Source organism: Micromonospora sp. HB375 (assembly GCF_017872985.1).
In the GTDB taxonomy this organism is placed as follows: Bacteria; Actinomycetota; Actinomycetes; order Mycobacteriales; family Micromonosporaceae; genus Micromonospora; species Micromonospora chalcea.
In genome coordinates this window covers 1,218,387-1,240,397 of record NZ_JAGGJO010000001.1, presented here as the reverse complement: position 1 = coordinate 1,240,397, position 22,011 = coordinate 1,218,387, and the positions used below count along the sequence as shown (strand labels likewise).

Annotated in this window: 14 protein-coding genes; 5 read left to right on the top strand and 9 right to left on the bottom strand. The window is 73.5% G+C overall.

Annotated elements, in window-relative coordinates:
• Positions 1-55 precede the first annotated feature (55 nt).
• Entirely contained in the window at positions 56-1,339 is a 1,284-nt protein-coding gene (locus J3R08_RS06035) for an ABC transporter substrate-binding protein (RefSeq protein ID WP_069087623.1), read from the bottom strand.
• A gap of 339 nt (positions 1,340-1,678) precedes the next feature.
• Between J3R08_RS06035 and J3R08_RS06030 the strand changes: the two genes are divergently transcribed.
• Positions 1,679-2,704 (top strand): LacI family DNA-binding transcriptional regulator, encoded by a 1,026-nt coding sequence (locus J3R08_RS06030; protein ID WP_209960317.1) that lies wholly within the window; start codon positions 1,679-1,681, stop codon positions 2,702-2,704.
• An 11-nt stretch (positions 2,705-2,715) separates the two neighbouring features.
• On the opposite strand, the gene J3R08_RS06025 is transcribed toward J3R08_RS06030, so the two are convergent.
• Entirely contained in the window at positions 2,716-5,073 is a 2,358-nt protein-coding gene (locus J3R08_RS06025; protein ID WP_280841729.1) for a GGDEF domain-containing protein, read from the bottom strand.
• 371 nt (positions 5,074-5,444) lie between these two features.
• Here J3R08_RS06025 and J3R08_RS06020 point away from each other — a divergent pair, with 371 nt between their 5' ends.
• On the top strand, positions 5,445-5,828 hold the full coding sequence (locus J3R08_RS06020; protein ID WP_064446987.1) for a PH domain-containing protein: 384 nt from the start codon (positions 5,445-5,447) through the stop codon (positions 5,826-5,828).
• Here the strand turns inward: J3R08_RS06020 and J3R08_RS06015 are convergent.
• Positions 5,822-6,748 (bottom strand): 2-hydroxyacid dehydrogenase, encoded by a 927-nt coding sequence (locus tag J3R08_RS06015; RefSeq protein WP_187694517.1) that lies wholly within the window; start codon positions 6,746-6,748, stop codon positions 5,822-5,824. The genes J3R08_RS06020 and J3R08_RS06015 overlap by 7 nt on opposite strands.
• A 142-nt stretch (positions 6,749-6,890) precedes the next feature.
• On the opposite strand from J3R08_RS06015, the gene J3R08_RS06010 reads away from it, so the two are divergent.
• The 3 genes from J3R08_RS06010 to J3R08_RS06000 are packed head-to-tail and all read left to right on the top strand — an operon-like array spanning position 6,891 to position 11,590.
• Entirely contained in the window at positions 6,891-8,696 is a 1,806-nt protein-coding gene (locus J3R08_RS06010) for a SpoIIE family protein phosphatase (RefSeq protein WP_209960316.1), read from the top strand.
• A 45-nt stretch (positions 8,697-8,741) separates the two neighbouring features.
• Positions 8,742-9,917 (top strand): sorbosone dehydrogenase family protein, encoded by a 1,176-nt coding sequence (locus J3R08_RS06005; RefSeq protein WP_166455567.1) that lies wholly within the window; start codon positions 8,742-8,744, stop codon positions 9,915-9,917.
• A gap of 53 nt (positions 9,918-9,970) precedes the next feature.
• Positions 9,971-11,590, top strand: coding sequence for a metallophosphoesterase (locus J3R08_RS06000; protein ID WP_104113640.1), 1,620 nt, complete (start codon positions 9,971-9,973; stop codon positions 11,588-11,590).
• Positions 11,591-11,929: 339 nt separating this feature from the next.
• On the opposite strand, the gene J3R08_RS05995 is transcribed toward J3R08_RS06000, so the two are convergent.
• The 6 genes from J3R08_RS05995 to J3R08_RS05970 form a co-directional block, all read right to left on the bottom strand.
• Complete coding sequence (locus J3R08_RS05995) at positions 11,930-14,287, bottom strand: pyruvate dehydrogenase (RefSeq protein ID WP_069087618.1); 2,358 nt, start codon at positions 14,285-14,287, stop codon at positions 11,930-11,932.
• Positions 14,288-14,398: 111 nt separating this feature from the next.
• Positions 14,399-15,892, bottom strand: coding sequence for an Asp-tRNA(Asn)/Glu-tRNA(Gln) amidotransferase subunit GatB (gene gatB, locus J3R08_RS05990; protein ID WP_209960315.1), 1,494 nt, complete (start codon positions 15,890-15,892; stop codon positions 14,399-14,401).
• Between the two features lie 99 nt (positions 15,893-15,991).
• A complete protein-coding gene (locus J3R08_RS05985; RefSeq protein ID WP_245254676.1) occupies positions 15,992-17,140 on the bottom strand; it encodes a putative Ig domain-containing protein in 1,149 nt (382 codons plus the stop codon).
• 192 nt (positions 17,141-17,332) lie between these two features.
• Positions 17,333-18,808 carry an Asp-tRNA(Asn)/Glu-tRNA(Gln) amidotransferase subunit GatA gene (gatA, locus tag J3R08_RS05980; RefSeq protein WP_043326045.1) on the bottom strand — a complete coding sequence of 492 codons (1,476 nt, stop codon included), beginning with the start codon at positions 18,806-18,808 and terminating at the stop codon, positions 17,333-17,335.
• A gap of 76 nt (positions 18,809-18,884) precedes the next feature.
• The gene (gatC, locus tag J3R08_RS05975) at positions 18,885-19,190 is read right to left on the bottom strand and encodes an Asp-tRNA(Asn)/Glu-tRNA(Gln) amidotransferase subunit GatC (protein WP_013284468.1); all 306 of its coding nucleotides are present in this window, start codon (positions 19,188-19,190) and stop codon (positions 18,885-18,887) included.
• 98 nt (positions 19,191-19,288) lie between these two features.
• On the bottom strand, positions 19,289-21,859 hold the full coding sequence (locus J3R08_RS05970) for a bifunctional diguanylate cyclase/phosphodiesterase (protein ID WP_069087616.1): 2,571 nt from the start codon (positions 21,857-21,859) through the stop codon (positions 19,289-19,291).
• Between the last annotated feature and the right edge of the window lie 152 nt (positions 21,860-22,011).

Here is a 22,011-nt window from a genome sequence, read left to right as displayed (position 1 = left end):
CCGGGAGATCGGACGGTGACGGGGCGGGCCGGGCCGCCCCGTCACCGCTGACACGTCAGGACTTCGCGGCCTTCTCGGCCTCCTTGACCGCCTCGTTCCAGGCGGCGTCGGACTTGAGCGACTTGTTCTCCACCCGCCGGATCACGTTCTCCACCGCCACCCGGGTCGGGCCGTTCTTGCGGCCCAGGTACTGCGGGGTGAGGCCCTGCGCCATCTTCGGGAAGATCTGGCCGACCGGGGCGTCGTTGAAGAACGGGTTCTTGAAGTCGGCGATGGCCGGGTCGGTGTAGAGCGCCGGCTGCGACGGCAGGTTGCCGACCTTCTTGAAGATCTCGATCTGCTGCTCCGGCGCGACCAGCCAGGTCAGCAGCTTGTACGCCTCGTCGACGTTCTTGCCCTGCTTCGGCAACGTCAGGAACGATCCGCCCCAGTTGCCGCCGCCACCCGGTACCGCGGCGATGTCCCACTTGCCCTCGGTGCCGGGCGCGGTGTCCTTGATGTGGCCGAGCATCCAGGCCGGGCAGGCGAGCACCGCGAACGCGCCGCTGGTGAAGCCCTTGTCCCAGTCGGCCTGGAAGCTGACCAGGTTCGCCGAGAGCCCGGCGCCGACGGCCTTGACCGTGTAGTCGAACGCGACTTTCGGGCCCTGCTCCATCCGGAGCTGGTCCTGCTCGTCGTAGAACCCGACCGGCTGCTGACCGAGGATCGGGTTGAACAGGTTGGTGCCGGCGTCGATGAACTTCTTCTTCGTCGTGGTGGTGTACTGCTGGCCGACCTCGATGAACCTGTCCCAGGTGGGCCAGAGCGCTGACACCTGGTCGCGTTCGGTGGGCAGGCCGGCGGCCTTGAACAGGTCGGTGCGGTAGCACATGGCCAGGCCGCCGACGTCGGTGCCGAGGCCGATCTGCGTCTTGCCGTCCGCCGACAGCGACTGCTTCCACTTCCAGGGCAGGTACTTGCTCTCGTACGAGCCGGCGCCCTTGTCGAGCAGGTTGACGAACTTGTCGGACTGGCTTCGGAACTGGACCATGAAGCCCTCGTCGATCGCCGCGATGTCCGGCGCGCCGTTGCCCGCGACGAGCTTCTTCTGCAGGTCCTCGTGCTGGGCGTTGTACTCGCCCGAGTTGAGCTGGATCTTGACGTTCGGATGTTCGGCCTCGTACCTGGCCTTGAGGTCCTGGAGCCCGAAGTCGCCCCAGAAGTTGATTTTCAGCGTGACCTGACCACCGGCCGGGTCGGAGCCGCCGGTGGTGCTCCGGCCGCTGCAGGCGGCGATCATGACCAGGCTGACGGCACCGACGGCGGTCACCCGCGCCAGGTGCGTCCAGGACCGTCTCATCTCATCCTCCGCGCCGAAATGGGAACGCTCCCGAATATCGAGAGACGTTGACTGAACCGGATAAGTGACGCCACCGTACGGTTCCCATTCACGACTGTCAACGGCCGGTTACCGATGTGCCGATCCGGTAACCTCGCCGCCGCTCACGACCACGCTGCGGGCGGTCTCGTCGGGTCCGCGCTCTAAGCTGAACCGCACAAGCGACTGCCGCCGGATGCGGTCCACCGATGCCGCCCGCGGCACCCGGACCCGGCACCGCGTGCAGTAGCGTCACCAGACGCCGGTGATCCGGCGACCGGAAGCGCCCGCGAGGGCCGGACACAGTGGAGGAACGCTCCGGTGAAGCGGCCGACCATCGCCGACGTCGCCCGGCGCGCCGGGGTCTCCAAGGGCGCGGTGTCGTACGCGCTCAACGGCCAGCCCGGCGTCTCCGAGGCGACCCGCCAGCGCATCCTCGCGATCGCCGCCGAGATCGGGTTCCGGCCCAGCAGCGCCGCCCGCGCGTTGTCCGGGGCGACCGCCAAGGCGGTCGGGCTGGCGCTGTGCCGCCCCGCCCGGATACTCGGCATCGAGCCGTTCTTCATGGAGCTGATCAGCGGCGTCGAGGCCGAGCTGTCGGCCCGCTCGTACGCGCTCACGCTCCAGGTGGTCAGCGACCAGGACGCCGAGATCGCGGTCTACCGGCGGTGGTGGGCCGAACGCCGGGTCGACGGCGTGCTCGTCTGCGACCTGCGCACCGACGACCGGCGGGTGCCGGCGCTGGAGGAGCTGCAACTGCCGGCGGTGGTGATCGGCGGCCCCGGCCACACCGGCGGCCTCGCGAGCGTCTGGGCCGACGACGCGGCGGCGCTGGTCGAGACGGTGGAGTACCTGGTCGCGCTCGGCCACCGGCGCATCGCCCGGGTCGGCGGGCTGCCCTCGCTGCTGCACACCGAGATCCGCACCGAGGCGTTCACCGGCGTGTGCCGGCGGCTCGGGCTGGAGGAGGCGCAGACGGTCTGGTCCGACTACACCGGCGAGGAGGGCGCGCGGGCGACCCGCCGGCTGCTCAGCTCCGCCGCCCGCCCCACCGCGGTGATCTACGACAACGACGTGATGGCGATCGCCGGGCTCTCGGTGGCCCAGGAGATGGGCCTGGCCGTCCCCGGCGACCTGTCCATCGTGGCCTGGGACGACTCGCCGCTCTGCCGGCTGGTGCACCCGCCGCTGACCGCGCTGGGCCGGGACATCCCGGCGTACGGCGCGCACGCCGCCCGGCAGCTCCTCGCCGTGATCGCGGGTGAGCCGGCCGCCGTGGTCCAGGACGAGACCGCGCACCTCACGCCGCGCGGCAGCACGGCCCCACCTCGTACGACGGGCCGCTGAACCGGTTCAGCTCAGCGGGCTGCGGACGGGAACTCCTCGAACCACGCCTCGACCCGCTCGGCGGTCGCCGGGCGGGCCAGCGCGAAGCCCTGCCCGTACCGGCAGCCGGCCCGGCGCGCGCCCGCCACCTGGCCCTCCGACTCAAGCTCCTCGACCACCAACTCGACCCCGAGCCGGTCGGCCAGGTTCGCCACCACGTCGATGAGCGGACGCTGCCCGTCCCCACCCGGCCGGACCAGATGCGGACCCACCTTGAGCAGGTCGATCGGCAGGCGGCGGAGCTGGGCGAGCGAGGCGTGCTCGGCGCGGAAGTCGTCGAGCGCGGTCCGCACGCCGATCGAGCGGAGACCGGCGAGCCGGGCCACCACAGTGGACAACTCGGCGCCCACCCCCGGCTCGGCCACCTCCACCACCAGCCGCTCCGGCGACACGTCGTACGCGGCCAGCGCGGTCGCCGTACGCGCCACGAAGTCCGGCGCGGCCAGCTCACGCGGCGTCACGTTGACAGCCATCCACAGCTCCCGGCCGCCCCCCGACCACGCGGCGAGCTGGCGGCAGGCCCGGTCCACCACCCACCGCCCGATCTCGCCGACCAGATCGAGGTCGGCCGCCACCGGCAGCAACTCCGCCGGCAGCACGGTGCCCAGCGTGGGACTGCGCCAGCGCAGCAACGCCTCGGTGCCGACCGGTGTCCGCTCCGCGAGCGCCACCACCGGCTGGTAGACCAGGTCCAGCTCACCGCGCGCCACCGCGCCGGGCAGCTCCCGTTCCAGATCCAGGCGCCGGACCAGTTGCTCCTCCAGGTAGGCGTCGTACCACTCGACCCGGTCCCGGCCGAGCTGCACCGCCCGGCGGCGGGCCAGGTCGGCCTGACGCAGCACGTCCTCCGGCTCGCCGCCTCCGGTCTCGGCCAGCCCGACGCTCACCCGCACCCGGGCCACCCCGCCCGGCCGCGGGTACGGCTCGGTCAGCGCCGCCAGCAGCCGGGTGCCGAGCGCGTACGCCAGCACCGGCCCGACATCGGTGAGGACCGCGTACTCGGTGTCGCCCAGCCGGGCGACCAGGTCGTGCGCCTCGACGCCGGCTCGGAGCCGGCGCGCGACCTCGGTGAGCACCGGCCCCTCCGGCACGGCCGCGCCCTCGCCGTGCAGGTCGACCACGAGCAGGGCGCCACCGCTGCGCTGCGCCAACGCCCGGACCAGATCCGCGCGCGTCAGCGGCGCGGGCTCGACGGCCCGGGCATCAGGCCCGAGCCGGCGCCGCAGCCACGCCTCCCGGGCCGCCAGTCGTTGCACGCGGCGACGCTGGTCCGCGGCGGCGAGCAGCTCACCCACCATGATCGGCGGAACGACCGTCAGGCCCAGGGCCATCGCGCCAGTGCTGAACTCCCCCACCACGCACAGATGGACACCGGCGGCCAGCGCGGCGATCCCGGCCGGCGCGGTGAGGCGGGGCCAGGCGGCCGGCGCCACGTCCCGGTCCGGCCGCTCCCCGGCCCAGGCACGCCGGAGGCCCGCGACGGTCAGCAGCGCCCCCGCCAGCAGCGGCGCCGCGACAACCGGCAGCGCCCGGTCCGGCGCGCCGTACGCCAGCAGCACCACAAGCAGCGTCAGCCCGCCGAGCGTCAGCGCGGCCCCGGCGTGACAGCGTGCGGCGCCCGGCCGGCGGTGACGTTCGGCGAGGGCCGCCACCACGAGCACGGCCAGCACCACCGCGCCGCCCGACGCGGCGATCCCGGCGGCGGCCGGGACCGGGCCGCCCGGCAGCAGCATCCAGCCGGCGAAGACCAGGCTGACGCCGAGCGCGAGCACGTCGACGGTACGGCGTACCAGCTCGGGCCCGGACAGCCGGGACCGGCCGGGCAGGCGCAGCAGCGCCGTCACGTACAGCGGCGCGGTGAGGCACAGCCCGGTCAGCGCGATCGGCAGCCGGTACGCGGGATCACTCAGCGGCAGCACCGCCACGGAGAGCCCGGCGACCAGGACGGCGGCGTCGAGGATCGCGGCGACCCGACGGGACAACGCGACCCGGCGCGCCTGCCGCCCGGTCGTCACGCCCGCCGCGAGTGCGTCCCGGCGCTCGGGTGGGCCGGTTTCGGTGCTCCGGGCTGGTGATTCGGCGGTTCGGGCGTCGACGGTCGGCGGCGCGTTCGGGGCGAGGTCGCTCGGAGCGGGCAGCGCTCCACCGGCCAGCCAGGCGAGCCGGACGCAGGCGAGTGCGGATCCACCGGCGACGGCGAGCGCGGTCGCGGCCGGACCGGGTAGGAGCCCGGCGACGCCCGCCAGGAGAAAGACCGCGCCGGTGAGCGACACGGCGACATCGGGCAGGGGTGGCCGCCGACGGGGACCGGCGGGAGGAGGGACGGGCACGGCGGTCGCCTTCGTGAGGGGGCACGGGGGCGGTGCGGTTGCGGTTCGCGGTTACGACGTGCGGGGTCGGGGCGGGCGGGACGCATCGGCGGGGACCGCTGCGGCCACGCCTAGAAACGATCCCGGAAGCGCCCGGTGACGTCATCCCACCAGTGACATCCGTCACACCCCCGCCTCCCCGACGAGATCTCGGAAGCAAAGGGCCACCATGAGGACCGTTTCCTTCCAAGATCTCCATCGCACGACCCGCCCGCGCCAGATCTTGGTACGCAGTCGCCCTCGGGAGGGCGGAGACGTACCAAGATCTCCGGGGTTGGCGGGGCTGCCGGGGCGCGGGGCGGCGGGAGTCGGCCGGGTGGGATCATCGGAGGGTGAGCCGTGCCGATACCGTCCGTTTCCGACACAACCAGGCCATCCTGGTCGCCGCGATCGTCGCCACCATCGGCGCGCTGCCGCTGGCCTCCGCCCGCTGGTGGCTGCTCTGGGTGCTGCTCGTCCCGCTCACCGTCGCGGTCTGGGCGTGGCGCGCCGGCACCGACGCCGACGCCTCGGAACTGCGGCTGCGGGCGATCGCCGGGCAACGCCGGGTGCCGTGGACGCGCGTCACCGAACTGGCCGGCGACGCCCGGGGCCGCGCGCTCGCCCGGCTCGACGACGGCGAGGTGGTGATGCTGCCGGCGGTACGCGCCACCGAGCTGCCCCACCTGATCGCCGTCACCGGGCAGGAGCTGCCCGGTGAGGCGAACGATCAGTAGCCGTCGACCACCCGGTTCGTCAGCTCCTCCCCGGCCACGTACCGGCGCAGCTGCTCGGCCACCAGGCGGTACGCCCGGGGCAGCAGACCGCGTACCGAGCCGCCGATGTGCGGGGTGAGCAGCAGGTTCGGCAGCTCCCACAGGGGATGGTCGGCGGGCAGCGGCTCCGGGTCGGTGACGTCCACCGCCGCCCGCAGGCGCCCCGAGGTCAGCTCGGCGAGCAACGCGGGGGTGCTGACCACCGGCCCCCGTGCGGCGTTCACCAGCAACGCGCCGTCCGGCATCGCGGCCAGGAACTTCTCGTCGACAAGCCCCCGGGTCCGGTCGGTCAGCGGCACCAGCAGCACCACCACGTCCGCCTCCGGCAGCAGGGCTGGCAGCTCGTCCACCCCGTGCACACCCTGGTCCGGGCGCGGCGTACGGGCCACCAGCGTGAAGCTCACCTCGAACGGAGCGAGCCGGTCACGCACCGCCGTGCCGATCGAGCCGGCGCCCACGATCAGCACGCGCTTGCCGGCCAGCTCGTCGGTCGGCGCGACCTCGTCGTACGCCCATTCGCGCCGCGCCTGCGCCCGGGCCAGCGGCGCGAACCCGCGCAGCGAGGCGAGGATCGCGGCCACCACCCACTCGGCGGTGGGCGAGTCGTGCACGCCCCGGGCGTCGCAGAGCGTCACACCGTCCGGGACGCGCCCCACCCAGGCGTCCGCGCCGGCGGAGAGCAGCTGCACCACCTCGACGTCCGGCAGGCGGGCCAGGAACGCGCCGGCGTCCGGGCCGGACAGGAACGGCGGTACCCAGAACCGCACCCCGGCCGGGGACGACGGGGGCCGTTCCGGGTCCTCCAGCAGCTCCACGGTGACGCCGGGCGGCAGCTCGCCGAGCAGCCGGAGGCCTTCGGGGTGCGGGATCCATGCCTTCACGACCGCCGACCATATCGGCAGCCCCGGGCCGGCATGGCGTGGGCCGTGACGAACGCCCCGCCCGGGGTCGATTGACAGTGCAGCGGGGTATAACCGAGGACGGGATGCCGGTCGGGTGTTCCGCTTGCTGAGGGCGGTGGCGATGAGCGAGGACGGCCGGGGCCGGGTGGCCGTGCCGATTGCCGCGCTCACCGATCCCGACCGGTTGCGTGCGCTCGACGAGACGCGGCTCGACGCCGTACCCGACGAGGCGTTCGACAGGTTCGCCCGCCTGGTCGGCGACCTGCTCGACGTGCCGGTCGCGCTGGTCTCCCTGGTCGACGCCGACCGGCAGTTCTTTCCCGGCGCGACCGGGCTGCCGGAACCCTGGGCGGCGCGCCGGCAGACACCGCTGAGCCACTCGTTCTGCCAGCACGTCGTCGACATCGAGATGCCGCTGGTGCTGCCCGACGCCCGCCTCTACCCCCGGGTACGCCTCAACCTGGCCATCGAGGACCTGGGCGTGGTGGCGTACGCCGGAATGCCGCTCACCGACCTGGACGGGCGGGTGCTCGGCTCGCTCTGCGCGATCGACAGCAAGCCCCGGGCCTGGACCCCCGAGCAGTTGCGTACGCTCGCCGACCTGGCCGCCGCGTGCTCCTCGGAGCTGCGGCTACGCATCGCGGTCCGCGGCGCCGAGCAGGCCCGCCGCCGCGCCGAGGAGGCGCACGACCGGCTCGCCATGCTGGCCGGGATGAGCGAGATGCTCGGCGGCACGCTCGACGTGGCCACTGCCGTCGACCGGCTCGGGCACGCGATGGTGCCGCTGCTCGCCGACTGGTGCCTGATCACGCTCGTCGACCCGGCGGGCCGCCCGCGCACCGTCACCGGCGTACACCGGGACGCCGAACGCGAGGCCGACCTGGCCCGCTTCGCCGAGTTGCTGACGACCGGCCTCAGCGCGGAGTCGCAGATCCGTTCGGTGCTGCGTACCGGGCGGCCGGCGGTGCGGGCCGTGGCCGGACTGGACGACGTGGCGCGCGGCACCACGCGCCCGGAGCTGGTGCCGCTCGCCGACCGGCTCGGCATCGGCTCCCACCTGACCGTGCCGATCACCGCCGCCGGGGACCGGGTGATCGGGGCGGTCACCCTCGTCAACCGCCAGGGGCGGCGCGGTTTCGACGACAGCGACCTGCGCACCGCGCAGGACATCGGAGTACGCGCCGGACAGGCGGTCGGCAACAGCCGCCTCTACGGTGAGCAGCGCCACGTCGCCGAGGTGCTCCAGCACAGCATGCTGCCCACCCTGCCGACGGTGCCGGGGATCGAGCTGGCCGCCCGCTACCTGCCGGTCGCGGACCGGGTCGAGGTGGGCGGTGACTGGTACGACGCGTTCGTCCAGCCCGACGGCGAGCTGGTGGCCGCGATCGGTGATGTCGCCGGTCACGACATCGAGGCGGCGGCCACCATGGGCCAGTTGCGCAACCTGGTGCGCGGCAACGCGTACGGGCGCGACGACCCGGTGGAGTTGCTGGTGGCGCAGCTCGACCGGGCGATGGGCGGGCTGCGGGTGCCCACCGTCGCCACCGCGGTGCTGGCCCGGATCCGCCCGGACGGGGACGGGCTGCGGGTCTCCTGGTGCAACGCCGGGCATCCCCCACCGGTGCTGGTCCGGGCGGACGGCACGGTCTCGGTCGCCGAGGGACGCGGGCCGCTGCTCGGCCTGGCCCGGGCGCCCCGGCGTACCGGCCGGACACTGGTCCTCGCCCCGGGCGACACGCTGCTGCTGCACACCGACGGGCTGATCGAGCGCCGGGACCGGTCGATCGACGAGGGACAGGCCGACCTGCTCGCCCATCTCCGCGCCGACGGGCCGGGCGCACCGCTGGACCTGCTCTGCGACCGGCTGCTCGCCGCCGCCCACCGCCGTGAGGACGACGTGGCCCTGCTCGCCCTGCGTGCCGGCTGAGCTGAGCGGCCCGGTTCGGCGCTTCGCCCGGCTAGGCTGGGCCGGGTGAGAGCGCGTCTTCCGTACCCCCGTGCCCGCCGGCTCCGCACGGCGCTGGCGGTGTCCTGCGCGGCGCTGCTGCTGGGCAGCGCCGGTTGCGCCCTCGGCGAGCCCGAGCCGGACCCGGCCGGCGCGCCGCCCAACCTGCCGAGCCCGTCCAGCACCGCCAGCCCGGGTGGGGCCGGCCAGCAGGTGGTCGCCACCGTGCTGGCCAAGGGCCTGGAGGTGCCGTGGGGCATCGCGTTCCTGCCCGACGGCGCGGCGCTGGTGACCGAGCGGGACAAGGGGCGGATCCTTCAGGTCGGCCCCGAGTCCGGCCCGGACGGGCTGGCCGTGCGGCCGGTGCAGACCGTGCCGGACGTGGCCGCCGGCGGCGAGGGCGGTCTGCTCGGCATCGCGGTCTCGCCGGCGTACGAGCGGGACCGGACGATCTTCGTCTACTACACCGCCGAGAACGACAACCGGATCGCCAAGATGCGGCTCGGGCAGGCGCCGACGCCGATCCTGACCGGCATCCCGAAGGCCGGCACGCACAACGGCGGCGGGCTGGGCTTCGGCCCGGACGGTCTCCTCTACGCCAGCACCGGCGACGCCGGGCGCACCGAGAACGCCCAGGACGCGAAGAGCCTCGGCGGCAAGATCCTGCGGATCACCCCGGACGGCAAGCCGGCGCCGGGCAACCCGACCGCCGGGTCGCCGGTCTGGTCGACCGGACACCGCAACGTGCAGGGCTTCGCCTGGACGCCGGACAAGAAGATGTACGCGGTGGAGTTCGGGCAGAACACCTGGGACGAGATCAACCCGATCAACAAGGGCGGCAACTACGGGTGGCCCCGGGTGGAGGGGCGCAGCGACGACAGGCGCTACGTCAACCCGATCACGCAGTGGCCCACCGGTGACGCCTCCTGCTCCGGCCTGGCCGCCATGGATCGGCTGCTGGTCGCCGCCTGCCTGCGCGGGCAACGGCTGTGGCTGGTGGAGCTGGCCGGCAACGGGACCGTCCTCGGTCAGCCGCGCGACCTGCTCAACGACAAGTACGGCCGGCTCCGGGCGGCGGCGGTGGCCCCGGACGGCTCGCTCTGGGTGAGCACCTCGAACCGGGACGGGCGGGGCCGGCCCGCCGCCGAGGACGACCGCCTCCTGCGGCTGGTCTTCGCCGACGGGGGCGCCGGCCGGAGCTGATCCGGGTCGGCAGGTTTGTCAAGATCGCTCAAGGGGCAGGTCAGGATCTCAGCATGGACGGCCACGACAACGAAGAGCACCGCGCGGGGGACGAGACGTCGCCCGGGCGCGGGCCTGCCCGCCGCTGGACGGCGTGGCGGCCGGGTCACCGGCTGCGCCGGCTGGGTGTCGTGCTGGCCCTGTTCGCGGTCACGCTCGGCGGCATCGTGGTCGGCACGTACGCGGGCGGCCACGTCGGCACCGACATCGGCCCGTTCCGGGCCGAGCTGAAGCTCAGCCCGTCACTGAGCGGCGGCACCACCGTCGACATCCCGCCGCTGGGCGCGTTGCTGCTGGACAGCCACGACGGGCCGGCGTACCTGACCGTCGAGGTAGGCGCGCTCGACCAGGGGCGCACCGAGGCGCTGATCGACGACCCGGCCAGCATCAGCCGGGCCAGCCAGTCGGCGGTGCAGGACGTCCGCGACGGCGTGATGCGGCTCGGGCTGCGTACGCTCGCCTCGGCGGTCCTGGCCACACTGATCCTGGCCGCGCTGGTCTTCCGCGACGTGCGCCGTACCGCCTGGGCCGGCGGCCTGGCGCTCGTCATCACCGCCGGCAGCCTCGGAGTGGCCGCGACGACGCTGCGTCCGCAGGCGATCGAGGAGCCACGGTACGAGGGCCTGCTGGTGAACGCACCCGCGATCGTCGGTGACGCGCGGCGCATCGCCAACGACTACACCAAGTACGCCGAGCAGTTGCAGCGGCTGGTCGGCAACGTCAGCAAGCTGTACACCACGGTCTCCGCGCTGCCGGTGGTGCAGCCGTCGCCCGGCACCACCCGGGTGCTGCACGTGTCGGACATGCACCTCAACCCGACCGGCTGGCAGTTGATCCGTACCGTGGTCGAGCAGTTCGGCATCGACGTGGTCATCGACACCGGCGACATGACCGACTGGGGCAGCGAGCCGGAGGCGTCCTTCGTCGGCTCGATCGGCCTGCTCAAGAAGCCGTACGTGTTCATCCGCGGCAACCACGACTCGCCGCGCACCGCCGCCGCGGTGGCCCAGCAGCCGAACGCGATTGTGCTGAACAACTCGATCACGACGGTGGGCGGGCTGACCATCGCCGGCATCGGCGACCCCCGCTTCACTCCGGACAAGGAGACCTCACCGGCCGGCAGCGGCCTCACCGCCGCCGTCGCCGACCAGGTGATCGGCGCCGGCGAACAGCTCGCCGCGACGGTCGAGAAGTCGCCGCGCAAGGTCGACATCGCGCTCGTGCACGATCCCGCCTCGGCCGGCCCGCTCTCCGGCACCTGCCCGCTGGTGCTCTCCGGGCACACCCACGCCCGGCAGGTGTCGAAGCTGCCGGAGGTGCCCGGCAAGCAGCCGACCACGCTGATGGTGGAGGGCTCGACCGGCGGGGCCGGGCTGCGCGGCCTGGAGGGCGAGAAGCCGACGCCGCTGACCATGACGGTGCTCTACTTCGACCAGCAGAAGCTGCTCCAGGCCTACGACGAGATCACCGTGGGCGGGACCGGGCAGTCGCAGGTCAACCTAGAGCGGCACGTCATCCGCGACCCGGCCAAGGGCGACCAGGTGCCGGTCACCCCGACCCCGACCCGGGGGCCCTCCGAGTCGCCGTCGCCGGGTACGACCACCCTGAGCCCCACCGCCACCCCCACCCGCTGACCGTCCGGGCGTTCTCCGGCCGCCTGCCGCGCGGACGTCCGGTCACCGCGTGTCACCGACCCGTCCGGCACTGGCATGTCCTGCCGCCGCCTTTGCTCTGCAGCCATCGGCGCGGCAGGCACCGGGAGTGACCGCACGGACGGCCGCGCGCCGCGGGCACTCTTCGCCGCACCCCAGCTCAGGGCGATGCTGCGGATGTGGCTGCAGAGCAAAGGCGGCGAGAGGCGACCGCCCGGGTCGCCGGAGACGGTCACTCTCAGCAATCGGGCCAATCTGTCACGTTCCGTGACCACCACGGCCTGCCGCGCCGCCGGGTCGAGCCGGACCAGCCCGGCGCGGTCAGCGCAGCGCGATCGCGGCCAGCGCGGCGTTGACGATGCTGCCCGGCAGCAGGTCGTGCAACTCGTACAGCTCCCGGACGTTGCCGGACTGGCCGAACTCGTCCACGCCGAGCGGCACCGCCGGGGCGCCGACCGCCGAGCCGAGCCAGGCCATCGCGTGCGAGGCCGCGTCGTGCACGGTGACCACCGGCACCCGGTCGGCGAAAGCCGACCGCAGCGCGCCCGGCACGCTCGGCACCGTCGCGGTCCGCACACCTTGACGCAGCGTCCGCTGCCACGCCCGGTAGAGGCGGTCCAGGCTGGTCACGTCCACGACGTGCGCGGCCACGCCCTCCTCCGCCAGCTCCGCGGCGGCGGCGAGCACCTCCGGCAGCACCGCGCCGGAGGCCGCGAGCTGCACGACCGGGGCGTCAGCCAGATCGGGGTACGCCTGGTGCGCGTCGACGAGCCGGTACGCGCCGGCCACCACCTGCCGCCGCAGCACCGCGTCCCCGAGCCGGGTCCGGGCCGCCTCGAACGGGGCCTGGTCGATCGGCCGGGTGCTGAGCCGGAAGTAGTACGCCCCGTCCTCGGCCGGCGCGGCGGTGGCGGCGGGCGCGGCGCCACCGGCGATCTGCCCGAGCGCGTCGCAGAGCAGCCAGTCGAGGCTGCCGGCGTACGCGGGCTCCAGGAACGTCACGCCGGGCAGCTCCAGGCCGACCGACGCGGTGATGGTGGACTGGTGCGCGCCGCCCTCCGGGGCCAGCGTGATGCCGGACGGGGTGCCGGCCACCACGAACCGGGAACCGGAGTACGTCCCGTAGAGGAACGCGTCGAGACCGCGCAGCACGAACGGGTCGTAGACGGTGCCCACCGGCAGCAGCGGCTGGCCGGACAGGTCCCACGACAGGCCGAGCTGGCCCAGCAGCAGGAACAGGTTCATCTCGGAGATACCCAGCTCGATGTGCTGCCCGGCGGGGCTCTCGGTCCAGCGCAGCATCCGGTCCTCGGTCCAGGAGCGCTGCTCGGTCGGGGCGAACACGCCCGTCTTGTTGATGAACCCGGCCAGGTTGGTCGAGGTGGCCACGTCCGGCGCGGTGGTCACCAGGTAGGGCGCCACCTGCGGATCGCGGGCCAGGTCGACCAGCACCCGGCCGAAGACCTCCTGGGTGGAGACCGGCTTGTTCGCGCGTACCCGCGTGGTTTCCGGAACGGTGACGCCCAGCGCCCGCTCGCGCGGCGGGCGGGACAGCGCCTCCCGGCGCTCGCCGGCCCGGATGCCGGCCGGGGACGCCGGGTCGAGGCGGTCCCACTCGGTCTCCGGGGTCAGGCCCTGCGCGGCGCGCAGCGCGTCGACCTGCTCGGTGGTGAGCAGCGCCGAGTGGTTGCGCGGGTTGCCGGCGATCGGCAGACCCCAGCCCTTGACCGTGTACGCGAACACGACGCTGGGCCGGTCGGTCACCGCGTCGCACTGGGCGTACGCGTCGAGCATGGCCTGCGCGTCGTGGCCGCCCAGGTCGGTGACGAGCGGGCCCAGCTCGTCGTCGCCGATGTCGGCCACGAACGCGGCCACCTCGGCCGGCGCGCCGTCCAGGAACTGCTTGCGCAGCGCCGGGCCGGCCAGCCCGAACAGCGACTGGTACTGCTCGTTGGGCATCCGGTCGATCCAGTCGCGCAGCGCCGCGCCACCCGGCCGGGCGTACGCCTCGGCGAGCTTGCGGCCGTACTTGACCTCCACGACGTGCCAGCCGGCCGCCTCGAACTGGCCGCGCCACTGGTTGATCCGGATGCCGGGGACGACCCGGTCCAGCGACTGCCGGTTGAAGTCGACGAGCCACATCACGTTGCCCAGGCCGGTGGTGGCCGGGTCGGCGACCGCCTCCCAGATGTTGCCCTCGTCCAGCTCGGCGTCGCCGATGATGGCGACGAACCGGGAGTGCGGGCGCGCGCCGAAGTGCGCGTCGACGTAGCGGCGGGTCACGGCGGCGAACAGCGGCGCGGCGGCGCCCAGGCCGACCGAGCCGGTGGAGAAGTCCACCTCGTCCGGGTCCTTGGTCCGCGACGGGTACGACTGGAGGCCGCCGCGCGCCCGCAGCTTCGGCAGGTACGACTTGTCGAGGTTGCCGAGCAGGTACTGGATGGCGTGGAACACCGGCGAGGCGTGCGGCTTCACCGCGACCCGGTCCTCGGCGTCGAGGTGCTGGAACCAGAGCGCGGTCATCGCGGTGACCAGCGAGGCGCTTGATGCCTGGTGGCCGCCGACCTTCACCCCGTCGCCGGTGTCGCGGTCGTGGTTGGCCGCGTCGACGATGCGAGTGGCGAGCCAGAGCACCCGGCGCTGGATCTCGTCGAGGACGTCGAGGTCGTGCTGGTTCACGGTGACTCCATCCGGGCGTCGCCGTTGACGCCCACTGAGTGGGGGTGAGGCGTTAGGAAGGGCCCCTTCCCATGCACCAGGCGTTAAGAAGGGGCCCTTCCTTACAACACGTCAGGCGCCGAGGCGCGCCAGGATCAGCTCGCGGACCGTCTTCGCGTCCGCCTGGCCGCGGGTGGTCTTCATGACCGCGCCGACCAGCGCGCCGGCCGCCGCGACCTTGCCGCTGCGGATCTTGTCGGCCACGTCCGGGTTGGCGGCGATCGCCTCGTCCACGGCGGCGGTGAGCGCGCCGGTGTCCGAGACGACCTCCAGGTTGCGGTTGGTCATGATCTCGGTCGGCGAGCCCTCGCCGGCCACCACGCCCTCCAGCACGGTACGGGCCAGCTTGTCGTTGAGCTTGCCCGCGTCGACGAGGCCCTGCAGCTCGGCGACCTGGGCCGGGGTGGCGCCCACGTCGGTCAGCTCCACGCCGGTCTCGTTGGCGCGGCGGGACAGCTCGCCCAGCCACCACTTGCGGGCCGCCGCGGGGGTCGTGCCGGCGGCCACTGTCGCCTCGATCAGCTCGACCGCGCCGGCGTTCACCACCGACTGCATGTCGAGGTCGGACAGGCCCCACTCCTGCTGGATCCGCTTGCGGCGCAGCCGCGGCAGCTCCGGCAGGGCGGCCTTCAGCTCGGCCACCCACGCGGTGTCCGGGGCGAGCGGCACGAGGTCCGGCTCCGGGAAGTACCGGTAGTCGGTGGCGGTCTCCTTGGACCGGCCCGACGTGGTGTCGCCGGTGTCCTCGTGGAAGTGCCGGGTCTCCTGGGTGATCCGGCCACCGGCCTCCAGCACGGACGCCTGGCGCAGCATCTCCGAGCGCACCGCCCGCTCGACCGAGCGCAGCGAGTTGACGTTCTTGGTCTCGGTGCGGGTGCCCCACTCCTCGCCCGGCCGGTTCAGCGACGTGTTGACGTCGCAGCGCAGCGAGCCCTCCTCCATCCGCACGTCGGAGACGCCGAGCGAGCGGATCACGTCGCGCAGCTCGGCGACGTAGGCGCGGGCGACCTCGGGCGCGAGCGCGCCGGTGCCGGGGATGGGCTTGGTGACGATCTCGACCAGGGGGATGCCGGCCCGGTTGTAGTCGACGAGCGACTCGGTGGCGCCGTGGATGCGGCCGGTGGCGCCGCCGACGTGCAGCGTCTTGCCGGTGTCCTCCTCCAAGTGCACCCGCTCGATGCCGATGCGCACCAGCTCGCCGTTGACCTCGACGTCCAGGTACCCGTCGAAGCACAGCGGCTCGTCGTACTGGCTGATCTGGAAGTTCTTCGGCATGTCCGGGTAGAAGTAGTTCTTCCGGGCGAACCGGCACCATTCGGCGATCGAGCAGTTGAGCGCCAGCCCGATCCGGATGGTCGCCTCGATGGCGGCCTTGTTCGCCACCGGCAGCGAGCCGGGCAGGCCGAGGCAGACCGGGCAGACCCGGGTGTTCGGCTCGCCGCCGAAGTCGGTCGGGCAGCCGCACCACATTTTGGTGTTCGTGCCCAGCTCGACGTGGGTCTCCAGGCCGATCACCGGTTCGAAGCGCGCGACGACCTCGTCGTACGCGGGCAGTGTCGTCGTCATCTGAGCTCCAGGCGCGATCCGGACAGAACCGTTCCAGCCTAATCGGCTGGCCCGGCCACCCCGCTGCCGGGCTTCGAGATCACCGCGCGGGGCCCGGCGTCACTCGGGTGTGGTGAAGGTGCGGCGACGGTTGTACGCCAGCACGAGCAGGATGCCGCCGATGGAGAAGGCCACGATGCTCAACAGCAGCAGCACGAGCGGCGAACCCGGCCCGGTGATCGGCAGCCACGCGCCGCTCACCTTCGACGGCGAAGCCGTCGGCAGCGGCGCCGAGGTGCTGCTCTCCGACGGTGTGGCGGCCGGGTCGTCAGGGGTCGGCGTAACAGTCGGGTCGGCCGGGTCGGGCGTCGAGCCGGTCGGGGACGCCGTCGGGGTGCCCGGGTTGCGGGCGGCGACGGTCAGCGACACCTGCTTCGTGGCGCTGGTGCTGTAACCCTTCGCCGCGACGGTGAAGGCGAACGTGCCGGCGCTGCCCGGGGTGCCGCTGAGCTTGCCCTCCCCGTCGAGGGTGAGGCCGTCCGGCAGGGCCCCGGCCGCCAGGGAGAACACGATGTCCGAGTCACCGGCGGCGGTGAACCGGAAGGAGTAGCGCTTGCCGACCGTGGCGGCGGGCGGATCGCCGGAGGTGAACGCGGTCGCCGCCTCGGCGACCACGATGGTGGCGTCCTGCTCGTCGAAGCGGTCGTTCTTGTCGGTCATCCGAAGCGTGAACGTGTACGTCCCGGCAGTGGTCGGCGCGCCACCGAGCGACGTACCCACCACGAGCATTCCCGGCGGCAGACTGCCCGAGACCACCGACAACCGGTACGGCCCGGTGCCGCCGGTCGCCTCGACCGTGTGGATCGCGTACACCCGGCCCAGGTACATGGGCGACCGGGGCTTGCCCGACGTGATGACGACCTTGGGTTCGCGCACCTCGATCGTCGCCGTCTGCTCGTCGAAGAGGTCGTTCTTGTCGGTCATCCGCAACGTGAACGTGTACGTCCCGGCAGTGGTCGGTGAACCCCCGAGCGACGTACCCACCACGAGCATCCCCGGCGGCAGACTGCCCGAGGTCACCGACAGCCGGTACGGCGCGGTCCCGCCTGTGGCCTCGACCGTGTGGATCGCGTAGACCTGCCCGATGACCATGACCGACCGGGGCTTGCCCGAGGTGATGCTGACGGCCTCGGTGGCGACGGTGGCCGGTTGCGCGGCGGCCGGTTGCCCGGCGCCCAGCAGCAACGCGACGACCATCGTCAGGGCCATGACCGGGCGAAGTGTCCCCATCGCACATCCAGCTCTCGGTCGGAACCGCTCGCGTCCGCCAGCGGGCCACAGTCCAGTCGATCCAGCAGACTCGCAGTTTATTCGACCAGTGCCAGTGACCCCCGGCAATCCCCTGATCGGTGATCACCGTGTCGGTACGGAGGCGGGCGGGCCGCCTCCGTACCGTCCGGTTCAGATCGTCGGCGGGGTGAGCGTGCCGACGGCGCTCTCCAGCGCGGCGGCGATCCGGTACATCCGGTCGTCCGCCATGGTCGGCGCCATGATCTGGAAGCCCACCGGGAGCCCGTCGGACAGGCCGCACGGCACCGAGATGGCCGGGCCGCCGTACAGGTTCGTCGGGATGGTGAACAGGTCCGCCAGGTACATCTGGTACGGGTCGGCGGTACGCGACCCGAGCGGGAACGCCACGAACGGCGTGGTCGGCGAGATCAGCGCGTCGACCTGCTCGAACGCGCTGGTGAAGTCCCGCGTGATCAGGGTGCGGACCTTCTGCGCCTGGCCGTAGTAGGCGTCGTAGTAGCCCGAGGAGAGCGCATACGTGCCGATCATGATGCGGCGCTTGACCTCGGGGCCGAAGCCGGCCTCGCGGGTCAGCGACATGACCTCCTCAAGCGACCGGTTGCCGTCGTCGCCGACCCGCAGACCGAACCGGACGCCGTCGAACCGGGCCAGGTTGGAGGAGCACTCGCTCGGCGCGATCAGGTAGTAGGCCGGCAGCGCGTACTTGAAGTGCGGGCAGGAAACCTCGACGATCTCCGCGCCCAGCTTCGCCAGCGCCTCGGCCGCGTCGCGGAACGCGGCCATCACGCCCGGCTCCGCGCCCTCGCCGATGAACTCGGTGACCATGCCGAGCTTCACGCCGGTCAGGTCGCCGGTGGCGCCGAGGCGCGCGGCGGCCACCACGTCCGGCACCGGGGCCGGGATCGACGTGGAGTCGCGCGGGTCGTGACCGCCGATCACCTCGTGCAGCAACGCGGCGTCGAGCACGGTACGCGCGCACGGGCCGGGCGTGTCCAGCGACGAGGAGAACGCCACCAGGCCGTAGCGGGAGGTGCCGCCGTAGGTGGGCTTCGCGCCGACGGTGCCGGTGACCGCGCCGGGCTGGCGGATCGAGCCGCCGGTGTCCGAGCCGATCGACAGCGGCGCCTCGTACGCGGCCAGCGCCGCCGCGCTGCCACCGCCGGAGCCGCCCGGGATCCGGTCGGTGTCCCACGGGTTACGGGTCGGCCCGTACGCCGAGTATTCGGTGGAGGAGCCCATGGCGAACTCGTCCATGTTCGTCTTGCCGAGCATCACCGTGCCGGCGGCGCGCAGCCGCTCGACGATGGTCGAGTCGTACGGCGGGCGCCAGCCCTCCAGGATCTTCGACCCGACGGTGGTCGGTACCCCCTTGGTGGTGAGCACGTCCTTCACCGCGACCGGCACACCGGCCAGCGGGCCGAGTTCGTCACCGGCGGCGCGGCGCTCGTCCACGGCACGCGCGGCGGCCAGCGCCCCCTCGGTGTCGACGTGCAGGAACGCGTGCACCCGGTCGTCGACGGCGCCGATGCGGTCCAGGTGGGCCTGGGTGACCTCGACGGCGGAGGTCTCGCCGCTCGCCACCAGCCCGGCGATCTCAACAGCGCTCAGCTTGGTCAAGTCGCTCATGCCGGCACTCCGCTTCGCTCCGTGCCGTCATGAGCGACAGCCATGCTGGGCCCGATGATTCGCTCGCTGCGCTCGCTCATGAGGCCACATCCTCGTCCAGGATCCGCGGGACGCGGAACCGCTGCTCCTCGGCGTCGGGTGCGCCCGACAGCGCCTCCTGCGGGGTCAGACCCGGCCGTACGACGTCCTCGCGGAGCACGTTCGTCAGCGGCACCGAGTGGGACGTCGGCGGGATGTCCGCCGCGGCGACCTCGCCGACCTGCGCGACCGACTGGAGGATCACATCCAGCTGGCCGGCGAAGGTGTCCAACTCCTCCTCCGTGACGGCGAGCCGCGACAGTCGCGCGAGGTGCGCGACCTCCTCGCGGGAGATGGCGGCCATCGGGTGCCCCCTTCGTGGCTGTCCTGAGACGTCTGCGGTGGGCCGGCCGCGCGTACGGGATGACGCGCGGTGACCGGAGCGAGTCTATTGTCCCGCCGTCACGACGACGCCTTCGCCTCCCCCTCCGGCGCCGCACCGCTGCGGCTCCCGGCCTCCACCGGGCGCACCGGACGGTAGCGCGACAACCAGGCCACCAGGTCCTCGGCCGGCATCGGCCGGGCGTGGAACCAGCCCTGCGCCACGTCGCATCCGGCGGCGTGCAGCAGCCGCCAGGTGCGCTCGTCCTCCACGCCCTCGGCCACCACCCGCAGCCCGAGCGCGCCGGCCAGCTCGATCATCGAGCGGACGATCGCCGCGTCGTCCGGGTCGTCGGCCATCCCGAGGACGAACGAGCGGTCCACCTTCACCTCGGACAGCGGCAGCCGGCGCAGGTGTTGCAGCGACGAGTAGCCGGTGCCGAAGTCGTCCAGCGCGATGCCGACGCCGATCCGGTGCAGCTGGGTGATGCTGGCGAGCACCCGCCGGGGGTCGGCCATCAGCGCGCCCTCGGTGATCTCCACCTGGAGCCGCTGCGGCGGCACCCCGTACCGGGCCAGCCGGTCGGCGATCTGGTCGGCGATCTCGCCGGTGTGCAGGTCACGGACGCTGACGTTGAGCGCGGCCCGCAGCGTGAGCCCGGCCGCCGACCACTTGGCCAGCTGCTCCACCACGTCGTCCACCACGCGGCGGGTGAGCAGCCGCATCACCGCGCTCTGCTCGGCGACCTGGATCAGCTCGCCCGGGTCGACCATGCCGCGGCGCGGGTGCCGCCACCGCAGCAGCGCCTCGACGCCCACCACCTCGCCGGTCGCGATCGCGATCTGCGGCTGGTAGTACATGGTGATCTCGCCCGGGTGCCCGGACTGGTCCTCCGGCTCGGCGCTCCCGTCGGCGGTCGGCCCGATGACGCCGGGCGCGCCGGTGCTCACCGCGGCCTGCGCGTCGTGCCCGGTGTCGGTCTCGTGCGCGGCCTCCGTGTCGCGCCCGGTGCCGGTCTCCGCCGCGTCGGCGTCCCCGCCACCGACCACTGGCGTCGCCACCACCGCTCCGGCGCGCGCGGCCCGGCTGCGGATCGGGTCGGCGCCGGTGAGGATCCGCTCGATCAGGTCGTCGTCGTGCCGCTCCGCGGCGCGGTCCCGACGACGCCGCAGCCACCGGTTCGGCCCGTCGCCGGAGCGTCCGCCGCCCCGGCCGTCGTCGCGCGCCGGGCGCTGGTTGCGCGACGGCCGCTCGGCCCGGGCCGGTCGCGGCGCCGACAGCGCCGGCGTCAGTGCCGCGCCGTCACCCCCGCGTACGCCCACCGTCTCCCCGCCCTGCGCGGACGGGCCCGACTCCAGCACCCGGCGCAGGTCGGCCAGGAGGCTCAGCCGCTCGGCCGAGTTGTGGTCGGACTCCGGCGCGTACACCGCCACCGTGTCGTTGCGATGCTTCGCGTCGTACATGGCCACGTCGGCGTGGCGCATCAGCGTGGCGAAATCCTCGCCGTGGTCCGGGTAGAGCGCGATGCCGATCGAACCGCCCACGTCCAGCGGCAACCCGTCCAGCGGCACCGGCTCGGCGAGCGCGGCGACCACCCGGTCGGCCCGCTCGCGGGCCTGGTCGATGTCGGTGAGCCGGGGTACGACTATGGCGAACTCGTCACCGCCCAGTCGCGCCACCATGTCACCGGCGCCGACCACGCCCATGAGCCGGGCGCTCACCTCGACCAGCAGACGGTCCCCCACCGCGTGCCCGAGCGCGTCGTTGACGTGCTTGAACCGGTCGAGGTCGAGCAGCAGCAGCGCCAGGTGCGCGTCCGGCGCGCCCCGGGCTGCCCGCTCGCCGTGCAGGTGCACCTGCTCGGCCACCTCGGTGAGCAGCGCCTTGCGGTTGGGCAGCCCGGTGAGCGGGTCCACGTCGGCGAGCTGTTCCCGTTCCTCGGACAGCCGGGCCATCCGGTAGACGGCGAACAGCGGCACCAGCACCAGCGGGATCAGCGCCGCGCTGGCCCGGGCGGCGGCCACCAGCACCGGCGCGAGCAGCAGCAGCGAACCGGTGGACAGCAGCTCGTACGCCAGCCCGCTGCGCACGCTGGGCCACCACCGGTCGCCGAACCGCAGCCGCACGGCCGAGCTGACCAGCCCGTAGTTGACCACGAACCAGGCGAGCGTCGCGCCGCCCACCGCCGCCACGTCGGTCCAGTGCAGCCGGCCGTCGCCGAACAGCTCGCCCGGACCGAGCCGGCTGACCGCGTACGCGGCGGCGAGCGCGCACGCGTACTGCGCGGCGTTGAAGCCGGTACGCCAGGGCGCGTACCCGAGCCGCCAGCCGCTCACCGCGACGGCCACTGCCTGGACCGCCACCGCCGGGCCGAAGCCCCAGCCGAGCAGGATGGCGAAGGTGAAGCAGGTCGACGGGAACACGGCCGAGGTCTGCCGCCGCCCGGGCGGCACGAACGGGCGGGCGTCGCAGGCGACGGCGAGCGCCGCCATGGTCCAGAACGCGGCCGGCAGCTCGGTCAACCGGTCGGCGAGCGCGATCAGCGGCCCGGCCGAGACAAGTACGGCCACCACGCCGACCGCGCCGACGAAGCCGAAGAACGGCCCGCTCCGCCCGGGCGGGACGGAGTTACGCGGGTCGCCGGTCTCCATCGCACCTCCCGGGGGCAACGTCGTGGCGCGCGCCGTCACGCGCCGTACGCCAATGAAACGCCCTCCGAGGCGGTTTCCCCGACACGACAGTCACGAATCGGTCGGAGTCGTAATTAACTTGGTATCCGCGGACGATCGCCGTGACCAGCCCG

Bases quoted from the DNA above. Each gene is read 5' to 3' on its own strand.
- J3R08_RS06010 (WP_209960316.1), top strand. From the start codon at position 6,891: ATGAGCGAGGACGGCCGGGGCCGGGTGGCCGTGCCGATTGCCGCGCTC.
- J3R08_RS05970 (WP_069087616.1), bottom strand. From the start codon at position 21,859: ATGGAGACCGGCGACCCGCGTAACTCCGTCCCGCCCGGGCGGAGCGGG.
- J3R08_RS06000 (WP_104113640.1), top strand. From the start codon at position 9,971: ATGGACGGCCACGACAACGAAGAGCACCGCGCGGGGGACGAGACGTCG.
- gatC (WP_013284468.1), bottom strand. From the start codon at position 19,190: ATGGCCGCCATCTCCCGCGAGGAGGTCGCGCACCTCGCGCGACTGTCG.
- gatA (WP_043326045.1), bottom strand. From the start codon at position 18,808: ATGAGCGACTTGACCAAGCTGAGCGCTGTTGAGATCGCCGGGCTGGTG.
- J3R08_RS05985 (WP_245254676.1), bottom strand. From the start codon at position 17,140: ATGGCCCTGACGATGGTCGTCGCGTTGCTGCTGGGCGCCGGGCAACCG.
- gatB (WP_209960315.1), bottom strand. From the start codon at position 15,892: ATGACGACGACACTGCCCGCGTACGACGAGGTCGTCGCGCGCTTCGAA.
- J3R08_RS06035 (WP_069087623.1), bottom strand. From the start codon at position 1,339: ATGAGACGGTCCTGGACGCACCTGGCGCGGGTGACCGCCGTCGGTGCC.